Below are 14378 nucleotides of genomic sequence, written 5' to 3'. Positions count from 1 at the left end.
GGAGGCGACGCGACGTGCACAAGCACTTCAACGGGTTGAAGACCGCGTTGCTGCTCGGCGCCATGAGCGCGCTGATCATCGCGATCAGCTCGTTGTTCGGGCGGACCGCCCTGGTCATCGGCCTGCTGCTGGCGCTGGGCGTGAACGCCTACGCGTACTTCAACTCCGACCGGCTCGCGCTGCGCGCGATGCGCGCGCGACCCGTGTCCGAGGTCGAGCAGCCCGCGATGTACCGCATCGTGCGTGAGCTCGCGCAGGCCGCCCGGCAGCCCATGCCGAGGCTCTGGATCAGCCCCACGGCCGCGCCGAACGCGTTCGCGACCGGCCGCAACCCGCGCAACGCCGCCGTGTGCTGCACCACCGGCATCCTGGAGCTGCTGGACGAGCGCGAGCTGCGCGCCGTGCTGGGGCACGAGCTGTCGCACGTCTACAACCGCGACATCCTCATCTCGTGCGTGGCGGGCGCGCTGGCCGGCGCGGTGAGCACGCTGGCGAACCTGGCGATGTTCGCGAGCGTGTTCGGCGGCGACGACGAAGACCGGCCCAACCCGCTGGCCGTGCTGCTGATCGCCGTGCTCGGACCGGTCGCGGCGGGCATCGTGCGGATGGCCGTGAGCCGGTCCCGGGAGTACCAGGCCGACGAGTCGGGCGCGGAGCTGACCGGCGACCCGTTGGCGCTGGCCTCGGCGCTGCTCAAGCTGGAGCACGGCACGCGCGCCGCGCCGCTCGCGCCGGAGCCCGCCGTGGTCGCGCAGTCGCACCTGATGATCGCCAGCCCGTTCCGGCCGGGGGAGCAACTGGCCCGGCTGTTCTCCACCCACCCGCCGATCCCGGACCGGGTGCGGCGGCTGGAGGAGCTGGCGCGGCGCCACTAGGCGCCGGCCGGCCGTCGGGCGCCGCCGGCTAGCGGGCCTCGCGCGCGACGTTCATGACGTACTGGCCGTAGCCGGACTTCGCCAGCTTCTCGCCCAGCGCGTAGCACTCGTCCGCGCTGATGAAGCCCATGCGCAGCGCGATCTCCTCGGGGCACGCGATGCGCACGCCCTGCCGGTGCTCCAGCACCTGCACGAACTGGCCCGCCTCCACCAGCGAGTCGTGCGTGCCGGTGTCCAGCCACGCGAAACCGCGGCCCAGGTCCACCAGCTGCGCGCGACCCTGGCGCAGGTAGGTCAGGTTCACGTCGGTGATCTCCAGCTCGCCGCGCGGCGACGGCTTGAGGTTCCTGGCGATGTCCACGACCTGGTTGTCGTAGAAGTACAGGCCGGTGATGGCCTTGTTCGACTTCGGCGCGGCCGGCTTCTCCTCGATGCTGACCAGCCGGCCCTCCGCGTCGACCTCGCCCACGCCGTAGCGCTCGGGGTCCTTCACCGGGTAGCCGAACAGCACGCAGCCGTCCAGCGAGGCGGCGTGGTGCTGGAGCACCCGGGAGAAGCCCTGGCCGTAGAAGATGTTGTCGCCCAGGACCAGCGACACGCTGTCGTCCCCGACGAAGTCCGCGCCGATGACGAACGCCTCGGCCAGGCCGTTCGGCTGGGGCTGCTCGGCGTAGGAGATGCTCAGGCCGAACTGCGAGCCGTCGCCGAGGAGGCGGCGGAACAGCGGCAGGTCGGTCGGCGTGGAGATCAGCAGGACCTCGCGGATGCTGGCCAGCATCAGCACCGACAGCGGGTAGTAGACCATCGGCTTGTCGTAGACCGGGAGCAGCTGCTTGGAGACGGCCTGGGTGATCGGGTGCAGGCGGGTGCCGCTGCCCCCCGCCAGGATGATGCCCTTCATCTGCTCTCTCCCCAGGTAGTTCCCCGTCGCCCGCCCGGGGTCGGCACCGCGGCTCGTTCGCCCGGCGCGGTGCCCCGGAGGGCCATCCACGATGTCGGCCCGCGGGCACCGCGCGTTACCCGCCCGGGGCGGGCACGCGCGTCGGTCGGGTCACCGGTAGTTGGTGAACTGGAGGGCGATGCCGAAGTCGGAGCTCTTCAGCAGCGAGATCACCTCCTGGAGGTGGTCCTTCTTCTTGCCGGTCACGCGCAGCTGGTCGCCCTGGATCTGCGCCTGGACGCCCTTCGGGCCCTCGTCGCGGACCTTCTTGGCGATCTGCTTGGCCTTCTCGCCGGAGATGCCCTGCACCAGGTTCCCGGTGACCTTGAACACCTTGCCGGACACCGCCGGGTCGTCGATCTCGAACGCCTTCATCGAGATGCCGCGCTTGATCAGCTTCTCCCGGAAGACGTCGATCGCGGCCCGGCAGCGCTCCTCGGTCTCGGACTCGAAGGCGATCGCCTCCTCGCCCGCCCAGGCGACCGACGTGCCGGTGCCCCGGAAGTCGAACCGCGTGCTCAGCTCCTTGGCGGCCTGGTTGAGCGCGTTGTCGACCTCCTGGCGGTCGACCTTGCTCACCACGTCGAACGACGGGTCTGCCACGTGCCCGGTACCTCCGCGTCGGTGGATCTGCGAACCGCCCGGAAGCCTACCGGGGATACCCGGTTGCGCGGGGTCCGGCAGGCTTATGTATTGTCTCCACCGCACCCGGGAGACCGGGCGCGGGGCGGGTTGCCCGAGCGGCCAATGGGAGCGGACTGTAAATCCGTCGCGAAAGCTACAGAGGTTCGAATCCTCTACCCGCCACACCAGTGAGAAGACCCCCGTGACCGGCAAGAACAGGTCACGGGGGTCTTCTCGTCCTGTCCGGCTGTGTCCGGCCGCAACCGGCGTTCTACGAGTGGCTGTACCGAGGACGTACCGAAGTTGACTGGCGCTCCCTGACTGCCTGGCGTGACGGTCAGGGGCGCGCCTGGCTTCCACAGGTGCTGGGGGCATGCACCGTCGCGTCGCTGCCTCTACCAAACGTTCCGAAGTCGGACACCCATCAGGGCCTGTGACTCAGATCACGTTGCTGTCGGCAGTGGGGCAAGTGGGCGCCTCGGGTGGAAATACAGAGGTCATGCTGCTTTTTGAGTCAGCAAGGATGACTCGTGCTCTCTCTGGCTGCGCGGGGCGATGGTCTCCCCAAACGGAGGTGACCAGGCCGCAATCTGCGGGTTTCGTAGAGTTTTTTTGAATGATGACGTAGACAACCAGGATGTCGCGGCCTGCCTGTAGAACGACAGACTGCCCCGACGCCTCGGCTAGTTGACCAGGCGTGACGTCGGGGGCAGCGGTCGTATCGGGCAGGGTTCCACCTCGGTTGCTCTACTGCTCGCTAAGGCAAGCACGGTACAGCCTGGTGCTGATGGGATGCTTACGCGTACTCGGAATGGTTGAACAGGTCAGGCTGCATCAAACCCCGCTTGGACAAGCTGTCGGGCGCGTTCCTCTCCGCCATCGAGGCACTTCGCGTAGACCCGAATTAGAACGTTGAGGCTGTGACCGGCCCACTCGGCAACCCGCGGAGCTTCTACGCTGAGGTTGAGCCACGTCGAGACGCAGGCGTGACGGAGGTCATAGGGGCGCTTGGCGAGTGGGGAAGCCACTACGTCGGGCGTGAAGACCGCTTCACGGGCCAGCGCCCACACCCGTCCGTAGGTCGAGCTACCGATCCGTCCGCCGCGCTCGGCGACGAACAGCAGTCCGCCCGGCGCGGTGCCGAACCGGTCGAAGTGCTCGTGGAGCAGCACCGCCAGTTCGGGTGAGAGCGGCACCGTGCGGCCCTCCCCGTCCTCCCGGTGCTTCAACCCCCGTTCCTCGCTCCGCCGACCGCTGTCGATCCACTCAGCCCACTCAGCGCCGATCTCGGGGGCCGCCTTGGCCAGGTGGATGTCACCCCACTGCGTGACCTGCCAGCGGCCCGCCTGGTCGTCCCACTCGCGCGGGGGCATGACCAGGTCACTGCGACGCACCACGGAGGCTTCCTCGGGCGTAGGGCCGCGAAGTACATCAGCCCGAAGAACGCCACGAGCTTGCCGCCGGTGCGCCCAAGGCGGCCCACGGCGTTGAGCAGCGTCCGGGCCTGGACGGGGTTGGCCACCGACCGCCGGTCGACCTGGTGGGCGACGTTCTTGCGCTTCTTCCCAGTGGGCGCGAGGTGCTGACTGTGGTTGGTGGCGACCACCGCGTCGAGTTCGGGGAAGATTACGACGTCTACGTCGTCCAGGTGGGCTGAGCCGGAGCGGTGACGTTTCCTCATCCGGCTTCCTGGTGAATGTCGTGAGCCAGGGTGTCAGTAGTCGGACGGGGTGGCGCTTCCGTTCCGGTCCGACTGCGACCGTCCTGTGACGCGTTGCCGGTGGCGGGGTGAACGCTGACGCGTGATCGAGGCGAGCGTGCCGCGCTTCACGGCGCCGTGCACCGGTGGGGCCGCCGCGCACTTGTCGAGCTGGTGTTGGGCACGGGCTCCCGGGACAGGTGGCCAGCGGCGCCGAGGGCTGGTTCGTCCGGGTGTCCACACCCCGGCTCGACCTCCAGGAGGTGGTGCCAGGTGCCTTCGCGACCCCCGATGGTCGTGTGGTCGGGCGAGGGGCGCCACCGGTCGGGCCACGACGTCCGATCGGATGAGGAGTGGCGGAAAGTCGAGTTCTCGAACCGGGTGTTCCCGGTGAAAGCCGCCTCGCTGAACCAGGCGTCCCCGGTGAACGTCACTTTGCCGAACCGGGCGTCGCCGATGAACTCGGCTCTGCTGAACAGCGCGCTCTTGCCGAACGTCGCTTTGCCGAAGAGCGCGTCCCCGGCGAACGTCGTCCTCCCGAAGAAGCCGGTCCCGGTGAACCGCACTTCCCCTAAGAGCGCGTTACCGGTGAACCGGGCTTTGGGGAACAGGGCGTCGCCGATGAACTCGGCTCTCCTGAACAGGGCGCTCCTGCCGAACGTCGCTCCGCCGAACATGGCGTTCCCGGTGAACGTCGCTCCGTCGAAGCAGGCGCTCCCGGTGAACGTCGATCCCTGGAACCAGACGGCTGTGGCGAATTCCGCTTCCTTGAAGCGGGCCTCCTCGGTGAAGGTCGCCCCGGTGAAGTAGGTCACCCTGGCGAACCTCGTCCTGCTGAAAGGGGCGCTTCGGGTGAACACCGCCTCGTCGAACAGGGCTTCGCCGGTGAACGTCGCTCCGTCGAAGCGGGTGTCCCCGGTGAAGGTGGTCCGGCGGAACGTCGCGCCGCGCAGCAGGCAGCCGGTCGCGTCCCAGTCGACGAGGACCGCGGCGGTGAGGTCGAGGTCGGTGCCGGGCCAGAAGGTGGCGACGGGGTGGTCGGCGTCGTTCCCGGGCTCCAGGTGGGTGGTCAGGATCCGTTGGGCGGTGAGCCGGACCTCGCGCTCCTGGACCCGTTCGCGGTGCTCGTCGCGGACCGCCCGGTCGGTGTCGGCGTCGGGTGGGTCGCCGCAGGGGTCGAACGGCGCGCGGAGGTAGGCGCAGAGCACGTTGACCACGGTCTGCCGCAGGGCGGGGTGGTCCTGCGCGAGGCGTTCCAGGGCGTAGAGGCCGCCGTGGCGGACCGGGGCCTTGTCCGACCCGAGCTGCTCCACCGACTTCGCGTAGAGGTCGGTGATCCGGCGGGCCTCGGCGTCGCGCTCGGTGGTGGCCGCGACGTGTTCGGCGTGTTGGCGGGTGTGCTCGGCGGTCTCGCGTTGCAGTTCGTAGGCGCGGGCGACGTCGGCCTGGTCGCGTTCCTTCTGCACCAGCCCGATCTCGGTGGCGTGCTGGCGTCGCCAGGCCAGGTACAGCGCGAAGACCCCGCCCCCGCCGATCCCGATGCTCAGCCCGGTGCGCAGCGCGTCGAACCGCGCCGTCACCAGCGCGGCCCCCGACAGGCCCGCGGTGCCCGCCCACCACAGCACGACCACCAAACCGATCGTGGCCGCGGCGATCAGGGCGGCCGCGGTCGCGATCACCCTGCGCGGCACGGGCACCAGCGGCGCGCGTGGCGTGGTCGGTGTCGGTGGCGGCACGGGTGAGCGGGTGGAGGACCGCGCGTCGGGGGCCGGGTGGGGGAACGACACCGGAGCGTGGCGGTCCTCGGTCATGCCGGGATCATGGCCGGTCGCCGCGGCGCTGCTCGCCGTTGGCGCGCCGATCGGGGCGGGTGGCCCGCCGCGGACCGGGCGCCCGTGCCGGGTGCGTGAGCACTTCGAGGCCGCCGCGGACCGCTGGGCGCGGGGGTGAGGCCGGCGCGCAAGCGCTTCCTCTCGCTTGCGTGCCGGCCTCGTAATGCAGCATAACCCATCTCGAACGTCTGTTCGAGTGTCAACTGATCGCCGCGCGCCCCGCCTCCGTCAGCAGGGCCTCCGTGCGCTCGTACAGCCCCACCTCCCGCCGCCCCCTGAGCAGCCCCGCCCGCACGAGGTCGTGCGACACCATCTGGTCGCAGCACGGCAACCCGTCGATGTACAGGTCCGGCTCGCAGCCCCCCGTCAACTGCGCCCTGCCTGCGGCGACCGCCCGCAGCACGGCCCTGGCCCGGCCGGACAGCTCCTCGGCCACGATCATGGCGACCCCCTCGCCCACGCCTCTCATCGCCTGTTTCCCCTCACTTCTCCAGGAGCTCCGACCCGGGTCGCGAGTACCCCTCACCCCCGACTTCACTCGGGTGGACCAGGCGAGATCACCTTGTCGCGTGACAAATGCTGCGCCGACCGGTTGAGCTGTTCAGCCCAACCGAAGTACGGCCGACCGGTCGGCGCTGCGATCGACCCCACGCCGGATCCGGGGCCGGCGGTACCGCTCGCGACCCCGAGACTGAGGGGCATGAGCGAAATCCTCATCGCCCTCGCGGCCCTCGCGCTCGGTGTCGTGGTCGGCCTGCTCGTCCGGAGGGCCGGGCGGGGGCGGCCCTGCGGCCCCGCGGACGCGCGCGAGCTGCTCGACGCGGCGGACGACCTGGAGTACGGGCTGAACGCGGTGCTCAACTTCGGTCCGCTGTCGTCGTCCGAGCTGGTCTCCGTCGGCCTGGGCACCAAGTACGACCGGCTGGTCGCGACCGGGCAGGTGGGCGGGGCCGTGCTGGGCGTGCTGCGGGACCACCTCGACAAGATCGCCCTGCACCCCTACCCCGAGCGGCACCACCTGTTCGCCGCGGTCCGCGAGGACGAGGCCGCGGTCTGGCTCGCGCTGCGCGACGCGGTCGGCAGCGGCGCGGCGCAGCACTCGGCGGCGGCCGAGGCGCGTCGCCTCCTGGACGGCGTCCGGCACGGCCTGCGCCGCGAGGAGCGGTCCCCCGGTCGGGAACTGGTCCGCGTCTAGCGCGCGGGTCCGCGCCGCCGGGTCGGTGATGGGCGGCCGGGTCAGCGACGGGCCGCCGGGTCGGCGACGGGCGCGGCCGGGTTGGCGACGGGCGGCCGGATCAGCCGCGGGCGGCCGGATCAGCCGCGGGCGGCCGGTCGGACGGCGTCGGGTCCGCGCCCGAACCCGACGCGCGCTGCGGAGTTCCGTAACCGGTTCCGCGCTCGCACCCCCGCCGAGCAGGCGGGACCGGGTGCGCGGATGATCTCCCCACCCTCGCCGGACGGGCGGTGACGTTGCTCCACGAGGAGGCCGGCACCGGGGTCGTCCTGTTACTTCTCGTGGTAATCGGCTACTCGACCTGCCATTTCGTCGTCCGACCGGGGTACATTGGCAACCTTGGAGGGGTCCTGGTCGGTGTTCGGGACCCCTCAGTCACGCCAGGAGCCCGCAGGCCGCGACCCGGCCCGCCGAGACGATGGCCGACGAGGAGGCTGGATGTCCGACCACGCGTCGGTCGTGGCGCCGGACGCGCCGACCCGGTCGGCGAACCGCGCTTTCACCGTGTTCGCGGGCCTGCTCCTCGTGGCGGGCGCGCTGTCCGCGTTCGTCGTCGGCTCCTGGCTGCCCGACGACCAGGCCGACGGCGCGCTCTACTGGACCGGTCCGCTGCTGGTGATCGGGTTCCTGCTGGCCGAGCAGCTGGCCATCAACGTCGACGTCCGCAGCGGCGTGGCCTGGACCATCTCCTTCACCGAGATACCGCTGGTGCTGGGCCTGCTGGTGGCGCCGTTCGAGGTCGTGCTGGCCGCGCACGTGGTCGCGGGCGTCGGCACGCTGCTGGGCCGCCGGGTGCTCGACCGCGCCGTCTACAACGCGGGCCTGATGTTCATGGAGATCTCGGTGGCCTTCGCGGTCGCCGAGTGGGTGAAGCAGCTGCTGGGGCGGGACGGCCCGCTTTGGGCGGGCGCGTTCGTCGGCACGATCGCGGTGCCGCTGCTGGCCAGCGTCCTCGGCCTGACCGCGCTGCGGACCATGGGCAAGGGGATGCGGGTCGGCCCGTCGCTGCGCCTGGTGCTCCAGACCCTCGTGGTCGCGCTGCTGAACACCTCCGCCGGACTGGTCGGCTACGAGATCGCCACCCGCGCGCCGTGGGGCGGCCTGCTGATCGGGCTGGTCTTCGCCGGCATCACCGCCATCTACCTCGCCTACTCGGGCCTGCTGCGCGAGCAGCGCGACTTGGAGGCGCTCAGCGAGGTCTCGCTGCGGGTCGCCCGCTCCGGCCGCCACGCCACCGGCCCGCGCGGCGCCGGCCCCGACGACGGGGACGGCCGCGCCGAGGACGACGAGTGGCAGCCGATCGCCGAGCGCATCCGCGAGCAGCTCAACGCCAACCGCGTCGTGCTGCGGCTGCGCACCGACCCGCAGGCGCCGATGCGCACGTTCGTCGCGGGCGAGCCGCTGCCGCCGGGGATGCGCCGCGACGACCCGCGCGTGCTGCGCGAGGACGCCGTGCTCCAGCTGCCCGGCGCGCAGGTGCGCTACTTCCGCCGGGCGGACGCGGGGGAGGAGATCGCCGACTCCCTCATCCGCCGCGACGTGCAGGAGGCGCTGGTCGTGCCGCTGCGCGGGGCCACCCAGCTGCTCGGCGCGGTCGAGGTGCACGACCGGCTCAGCCGGTGGCGCGGCTTCGGCAAGTCCGACATCCAGCTGCTGCGCACGCTGGCCAGCCACCTGTCCACCGCGGTCGACAACCGGCGGCTGCTGGCCCGGCTGCGCCACGACGCCTACCACGACCCGCTGACCGGCCTGCTGAACCGGCCGGGCTTCCGCGAGGCCGCGACCGAGCCGATGCGCCAGGCGGACACCGCGATCGTGCTGCGGATCGACCTGGACGTGCTGTCGACCGTGTCCGACGCGCTGGGGCAGACCTGGGCCAACCGGATGGTCGTGGCCGCCGGTCGCCGCCTGCGCGACGAGCTGGGCCCCGAGGTGCCGCTGGCGCGGCTGGAGGGCGGCGCGTTCGCCGCGCTGCTGCTGGACCGGCAGACCGGGTGCGTCCAGGAGATCGCCGAGCGGCTGCGCACCGCGCTGTCCATGCCCTACCCGGTCGACCGGCTCACCGTGGAGGCGGGCGCGGTCGTCGGCTGGGCCACCACCGCCGACTGCGAGGTCGAGGACCCCGACCCGGACGCGCTGCTCCAGCGCGCGGACGTGGCGGTGCGGGCGACCACCGAGAACGAGCCGCTGCGCCAGTACGCGCCGAGCATGGGCCAGATCTTCCTGCGCCGGTTCCAGCTGGTCACCCAGTTCCGCTCGGCGCTGGAGAACGGCCAGATCTCCGTGCACTACCAGCCCAAGGTCGCCCTGCCGAGCCGCCAGGTGGTCGGCGCGGAGGCGCTGGTGCGCTGGAAGCACCCCGAGTTCGGCCGGGTCGACCCGGACGAGTTCGTGCCCGCCGTCGAGGCCACCGGCCTGGTCGACGTGCTGACCGACTTCGTGATGGACCGGGCGCTGGAGCGGGTGCGCCGCTGGCTCGACCGCGGGCTGCGGATGTCGATCGCGGTGAACCTGTCCGTGCGCACGCTGGCCGACGCCGAGTTCCCCGACCGGGTGGCGGCCGCGCTGGCGCGCCACGAGGTGACGCCGGAGCTGCTGACGTTCGAGCTGACCGAGTCCGGCGTGATGGCCGACCCGGAGCGGGCGCTGCCCGTGCTGCGGCGCCTGCACGCGATGGGCGTCGTGCTGGCCGTGGACGACTTCGGCACCGGCTACTCGTCGCTGGCCTACCTGCGGCAGCTGCCCGTGGACGAGGTGAAGATCGACAAGAGCTTCGTGCTCGGCATGGGCACCGACCTGGGTGACATGGCCGTGGTGCGCTCGATCGTGGAGCTGGGCCACTCCCTGGGCCTCATCGTGGTCGCCGAGGGCGTCGAGGACGACGCCGCCCGCGACCAGCTGGTGGGCATGGGCTGCGACGTGGCGCAGGGCTACCTGATCTCCCGGCCGCTGTCCGAGGAGCGCTTCGAGGCGTGGCTGCGGGCGCGGACGGTGCAGGTCAGGGGTGCTCGCGATGAGACGGTGCTCACTTTGGTGCACTGAGACCACCCCCCGATTTCACTCCTGCGGGGCGGTTGTTGTAGAGTTCTGATCGCTGCGGGAGAGCAAGCCCCTTTAGCTCAGTCGGCAGAGCGTCTCCATGGTAAGGAGAAGGTCTACGGTTCGATTCCGTAAAGGGGCTCCATATGGCGCGGCCGCAGTGCGTGGGCACTGCGGCTCGCAGTCATGTGAAGCGGTGTAGCTCAGTTGGTAGAGCAAGCGGCTCATAATCGCTGTGTCGCCGGTTCAAGTCCGGCCACCGCTACTCAACACGAAGATCCCCGCCAGGCGGTAAGCCCGCACTGGGTGGTCGGGGTTGACGCGCTCTAGGAAGGCAAGGCCGTGGCTGCAACCGACGTACGCCCGAAGATCACCCTCGCGTGCGAGGAGTGCAAGCACCGGAACTACATCACCAGGAAGAACCGGCGCAACGACCCGGACCGCCTGGAGATCAAGAAGTTCTGCCCGAACTGCAAGACCCACCGCTCGCACAAGGAAACCCGCTGAGCCGGTAGCCGGACCCGAACGAGGCCCGTCCCCATTCCCGGGGGCGGGCCTCGTTCGCATCCGGCTCACCGCACCCCCAGGTGATCGCGCCCCGTATAACCTCATCGGGTGCCTCTCGACCAGTCCTTCACCGGACGTTCCTACCCGCCGTCGCCCCCGTACGAGGTCGGGCGCGAGAAGATCCGCGAGTTCGCCGAGGCGATCGGGGACGCCAACCCCGCCTACCGCGACCCGGACGTCGCACGGGGCCTGGGACACCGGGACGTGATCGCGCCGCCGACGTTCGCGATCGTGCTGTCGCTCAAGATCAACGACCTGCTCGTCGACGACCCGGAGCTGGGTCTCGACTACAGCCGGGTGGTGCACGGGGACCAGGCGTTCGTCCACCACCGCCCGATCACCGCGGGCGACCGCCTGTCGGTCGTGCTGCACGTCGACGGCATCACCTCCCGCATGGGCAACGACCTGCTGGCGCTGCGCGCCGAGCTCGTCGACGAGGACGGCGCGCCGGTGACCACCGCGAAGTCGACGCTGGTGGTCCGGGGGGAGGACGCGTGATCACGGCCGCCGAGGTCTCGGTCGGGGACGTGCTGCCCCCGCTGTCGGTGCGCGTCACCCGCGCCGACCTGGTCCGCTACGCGGGCGCGTCGGGCGACTTCAACCCGATCCACTGGAACGAGCGCTTCGCCCGCGAGGTCGGGCTGCCGGGCGTGATCGCCCACGGAATGCTGACCATGGGGCTGGCCGGCCGGATCGTCACCGACTGGGCCGGCGACCCGGGCGCCGTGGTGGAGTGCGGCGTGCGGTTCGGGCGCCCCGTCCCGGTGCCCGACGACGGCGAGGGCGCGCTGGTGGAGGTGACCGCCAAGGTCGCCAAGGTGCTCGACGACGGGACGTTCCGGGTGGCCGTCACCGCCGCCTACGAGGGCAAGTCCGTGCTCGGTGGCGCGTTCGCCCGCGTGCGCCTGCCCTAGCCCGTCCCGGAGCCGCCCCGGAAGCCGTCGCACAGGGCGCTGGTGTGCGCCCCGGTGGCGGTCGCGGAGCGCTGCTCCACGCCGTCCACGCTCACCTCGCACGCCACCTCGCCGCCCGCGGGGCCGATGGTGACGGTCAGCACGCCGCGCTCGGGCCCCCCGGGCACGACCAGTTCCCGGTGCCAGGGCAACGAGGTCAGCTCCTCCCGGCGCGTCCCGCCGTCCTCCGCCGAGTAGGTGACGGTGGCCCGCTCCGCCCGCCCGGTGACGTCGTAGACGACCCGGACCGGCGGGGCGGGCGCCGTCAGCCGCGGCACGAGCACGGCGGCGCCCGCCACGAGCACCGCGCAGACCGGGATCAGGAACCACCTGGCGGACCGGCGCTCGGGCGGGTCGGGCTCCGTCATGGGTCGGGCTCCTCGGGTGAAGACCGGTGGGGCTGAAAGATCCATCGGCGTCGTTCGACCGGCGGTTACAGCCTTCGCCCGAAGGGGTTACCGGGTCAGAAGTTCGAGCAGCTCGCCAGGGCGAAGGGGCCACTGGCGGTGGCGGTCTTCTTCTCCACGCCGTCCACGGTGATGCGGCAGGTGACCGTGCCGCCCTCGGCGCCCGTCGAGGCGCTCAGCGTGCCGCCGCTGAACAGGCCCTTGACGGTGAACTCCTTGGTCCAGGGCAGGGTCCCGGCCTCCTCCTGGTTCACCGCGCTGCCGCCGTCGCTGTAGGTGGAGAAGGTGATGCTCGCGCCGGGGGCGTCGCCGCTGATCTCGTAGACGAGCACGGCCTCCCGGTTCGCCTGCGCCTCCAGGTCGTCCAGGGCGGTGGAGGCGTCCGAGGCGGCCTTGGTGAACACCGCCGCCCAGAGGACGCAGATGACCAGCCCGACGGCGGACAGCGCCACGCCGGCGATCGCCAGGCCCTTGTTGGTCGCCCGGCCGCGGTCGGCCCGCGCCCACCCGACCAGGCCCAGCACCAACCCGAGGATGACCAGCGGCCACGCGACCACCCCGATGACGGGCAGGAAGCTGAACAGCAGACCGACGAGGCCGAGCACGAAGCCCGCGGTGCCCAGGCCGTTCTGCGGCGGGGGCGGGGGGACGGGCGGTTGGTGCTGGAGCTGCGGCGGCTGCGGGTAGGTCACGGGATCTCCTCGAACGGGGACCGCTCGCCGGCGGCGAGCGTGCTGCCCGGAGCATCGGGAAGATCCGCAGCCTGGTTACCCATCGTCACCGGAACGTGTCCAAACAAGCGAAAAGCGCCCCCGAAAGGGCGCTTTTCGTGACGGATAGTCGCTTTTTCTACTGCACCTCGGCCAGCAGCTCGGCCATCCGGGTGACGCCGGTCTTCAGGTCGTCGTCGCCCAGCGCGTAGGACAGGCGGAGGTAGCCGGGCGTGCCGAACGCCTCGCCGGGCACCACGGCCACCTCGGCGTGCTCCAGGACCAGCGCCGCCAGGTGCACCGTGTCGGTGATCTCCACGCCGCGCAGCCGCTTGCCGATCAGCGCCTTCACCGACGGGTAGACGTAGAACGCGCCCTTCGGGGTCGGGCACTCCACCCCGGGGATGGCCGAGAGCAGGTCGACGATCGCGCGCCGCCGCCGGTCGAACGCCGCGCGCATCTCGTGCACCGCGTCCAGCGGGCCGGAGACCGCCTCCAGGGCCGCGCGCTGCGAGACGTTGGCCACGTTCGAGGTCAGGTGCGACTGGAGGTTCGCGGCCGCCTTCACCACGTCCTGCGGGCCGATCAGCCAGCCCACGCGCCAGCCGGTCATCGCGTACGTCTTCGCCACGCCGTTGAGCACGATCGTCCGGTCCGCCATCGCGGGCACGACCACCGGCAGCGACACCGACTCCGCGCCGTCGTAGACCAGGTGCTCGTAGATCTCGTCGGTGATCACCCACAGGCCGTGCTCCAGGGCCCACTCGCCGATCTCGGTGATCTGCTCACGGCCGTAGACCGAGCCGGTCGGGTTCGACGGGGAGCACAGCAGCAGCACCTTGGTGCGCGGCGTGCGCGCCGCCTCCAGCTGCTCGACGGTGACCAGGTAGTCGGTCGTCTCGTCCGCCGTCACCTGCACCGGCACGCCGCCCGCCAGCGTGATCGCCTCGGGGTAGGTGGTCCAGTACGGCGCGGGCAGCAGCACCTCGTCGCCCGGGTCCAGGACCGTGGCGAACGCCTGGTAGACGGCCTGCTTGCCGCCGTTGGTGATCAACACCTGGGAGGCCGGGACCTCGTAGCCCGAGTCGCGCAGGGTCTTGGCGGCTACGGCCTCCCGCAGCTCCGGCAGGCCGGCGGCGGGCGTGTAGCGGTGGTTGCGGGGGTCGGCGCAGGCCGCCTGGGCGGCGGCCACGATCGCCTCGGGGGTGGGGAAGTCCGGCTCGCCCGCGCCGAAGCCGATCACCGGTCGACCGGCCGCCTTGAGCGCCTTCGCCTTGGCGTCGACCGCCAGGGTGGCGGACTCGGCGATACCGCCGATGCGCGCCGAGACGCGCGGGTGCTCGGCGGGGTGGTTCTCGGTGGTCGTGTCAGGCGTGCCCATGCCTCCAATCGTGGCAGACGGCACAACCGAGCGGCCCTCGGCACCCCCTCTGACCGGGCCAGTTGGTATCCGGGTCGACTGGTGCCGTATGCTTCCGGTCTTGGAACGCCGAGTCGC

The 14378-nt window shown here is 71.5% G+C and carries 14 protein-coding genes and 3 tRNA genes; 9 read left to right on the top strand and 8 right to left on the bottom strand.

The window, feature by feature from the left end; genetic code table 11:
• Positions 1 to 14: 14 nt before the first annotated feature.
• Positions 15 to 875, top strand: a complete 861-nt coding sequence (gene htpX, locus ACFP3R_RS08335; protein ID WP_380634371.1) for a zinc metalloprotease HtpX — start codon at positions 15 to 17, stop codon at positions 873 to 875.
• Positions 876 to 903: 28 nt separating this feature from the next.
• Here htpX and rfbA read toward each other — a convergent pair whose 3' ends face one another.
• Both rfbA and ACFP3R_RS08325 read right to left on the bottom strand, forming a co-directional pair.
• Positions 904 to 1776, bottom strand: coding sequence for a glucose-1-phosphate thymidylyltransferase RfbA (rfbA, locus tag ACFP3R_RS08330; protein ID WP_380634369.1), 873 nt, complete (start codon positions 1774 to 1776; stop codon positions 904 to 906).
• Between the two features lie 150 nt (positions 1777 to 1926).
• The gene (locus ACFP3R_RS08325; RefSeq protein ID WP_380634368.1) at positions 1927 to 2418 is read right to left on the bottom strand and encodes a YajQ family cyclic di-GMP-binding protein; all 492 of its coding nucleotides are present in this window, start codon (positions 2416 to 2418) and stop codon (positions 1927 to 1929) included.
• A 123-nt stretch (positions 2419 to 2541) separates the two neighbouring features.
• Here ACFP3R_RS08325 and ACFP3R_RS08320 point away from each other — a divergent pair.
• A tRNA-Tyr gene (locus tag ACFP3R_RS08320) sits at positions 2542 to 2622 on the top strand.
• Between the two features lie 641 nt (positions 2623 to 3263).
• Here ACFP3R_RS08320 and ACFP3R_RS08315 read toward each other — a convergent pair.
• The 3 genes from ACFP3R_RS08315 to ACFP3R_RS08305 form a co-directional block, all read right to left on the bottom strand.
• Positions 3264 to 3836, bottom strand: a complete 573-nt coding sequence (locus ACFP3R_RS08315; RefSeq protein ID WP_380634366.1) for a hypothetical protein — start codon at positions 3834 to 3836, stop codon at positions 3264 to 3266.
• Positions 3837 to 4266: 430 nt separating this feature from the next.
• Positions 4267 to 5949, bottom strand: a complete 1683-nt coding sequence (locus ACFP3R_RS08310; protein WP_380634365.1) for a pentapeptide repeat-containing protein — start codon at positions 5947 to 5949, stop codon at positions 4267 to 4269.
• Positions 5950 to 6169: 220 nt separating this feature from the next.
• Positions 6170 to 6439, bottom strand: coding sequence for a hypothetical protein (locus tag ACFP3R_RS08305; protein WP_380634363.1), 270 nt, complete (start codon positions 6437 to 6439; stop codon positions 6170 to 6172).
• Positions 6440 to 6670: 231 nt separating this feature from the next.
• Between ACFP3R_RS08305 and ACFP3R_RS08300 the strand changes: the two genes are divergently transcribed.
• The 7 genes from ACFP3R_RS08300 to ACFP3R_RS08270 all read left to right on the top strand — a co-directional run bounded on the left by ACFP3R_RS08300 (position 6671) and on the right by ACFP3R_RS08270 (position 11724).
• Positions 6671 to 7165 (top strand): hypothetical protein, encoded by a 495-nt coding sequence (locus tag ACFP3R_RS08300; protein WP_380634361.1) that lies wholly within the window; start codon positions 6671 to 6673, stop codon positions 7163 to 7165.
• Between the two features lie 477 nt (positions 7166 to 7642).
• Complete coding sequence (locus ACFP3R_RS08295; protein WP_380634359.1) at positions 7643 to 10246, top strand: putative bifunctional diguanylate cyclase/phosphodiesterase; 2604 nt, start codon at positions 7643 to 7645, stop codon at positions 10244 to 10246.
• Positions 10247 to 10312: 66 nt separating this feature from the next.
• Positions 10313 to 10388, top strand: a tRNA-Thr gene (locus tag ACFP3R_RS08290).
• A 47-nt stretch (positions 10389 to 10435) separates the two neighbouring features.
• Positions 10436 to 10508: transfer RNA gene (locus ACFP3R_RS08285), tRNA-Met, on the top strand.
• Positions 10509 to 10585: 77 nt separating this feature from the next.
• Positions 10586 to 10750, top strand: a complete 165-nt coding sequence (gene rpmG, locus ACFP3R_RS08280) for a 50S ribosomal protein L33 (protein ID WP_319976887.1) — start codon at positions 10586 to 10588, stop codon at positions 10748 to 10750.
• Between the two features lie 108 nt (positions 10751 to 10858).
• Positions 10859 to 11308 carry an FAS1-like dehydratase domain-containing protein gene (locus tag ACFP3R_RS08275; RefSeq protein ID WP_380634357.1) on the top strand — a complete coding sequence of 150 codons (450 nt, stop codon included), beginning with the start codon at positions 10859 to 10861 and terminating at the stop codon, positions 11306 to 11308.
• Positions 11305 to 11724 carry a MaoC family dehydratase gene (locus ACFP3R_RS08270; RefSeq protein WP_380634356.1) on the top strand — a complete coding sequence of 140 codons (420 nt, stop codon included), beginning with the start codon at positions 11305 to 11307 and terminating at the stop codon, positions 11722 to 11724. The genes ACFP3R_RS08275 and ACFP3R_RS08270 overlap by 4 nt, the downstream gene beginning before the upstream one ends.
• On the opposite strand, the gene ACFP3R_RS08265 is transcribed toward ACFP3R_RS08270, so the two are convergent.
• The 3 genes from ACFP3R_RS08265 to ACFP3R_RS08255 all read right to left on the bottom strand — a co-directional run bounded on the left by ACFP3R_RS08265 (position 11721) and on the right by ACFP3R_RS08255 (position 14261).
• Positions 11721 to 12131 carry a hypothetical protein gene (locus ACFP3R_RS08265; RefSeq protein WP_380634355.1) on the bottom strand — a complete coding sequence of 137 codons (411 nt, stop codon included), beginning with the start codon at positions 12129 to 12131 and terminating at the stop codon, positions 11721 to 11723. The genes ACFP3R_RS08270 and ACFP3R_RS08265 overlap by 4 nt on opposite strands.
• A 95-nt stretch (positions 12132 to 12226) precedes the next feature.
• Positions 12227 to 12862 carry an MmpS family transport accessory protein gene (locus ACFP3R_RS08260; RefSeq protein WP_380634353.1) on the bottom strand — a complete coding sequence of 212 codons (636 nt, stop codon included), beginning with the start codon at positions 12860 to 12862 and terminating at the stop codon, positions 12227 to 12229.
• A gap of 157 nt (positions 12863 to 13019) precedes the next feature.
• A complete protein-coding gene (locus tag ACFP3R_RS08255; protein ID WP_380634352.1) occupies positions 13020 to 14261 on the bottom strand; it encodes a pyridoxal phosphate-dependent aminotransferase in 1242 nt (413 codons plus the stop codon).
• Positions 14262 to 14378: the final 117 nt, after the last annotated feature.

The organism is Saccharothrix lopnurensis (assembly GCF_042658445.1).
GTDB classification, from domain to species: domain Bacteria; phylum Actinomycetota; class Actinomycetes; order Mycobacteriales; family Pseudonocardiaceae; genus Actinosynnema; species Actinosynnema lopnurensis.
The sequence above is the reverse complement of the archived record's forward strand: the minus strand, read 5'-3'. Positions and strand labels throughout refer to the sequence as shown.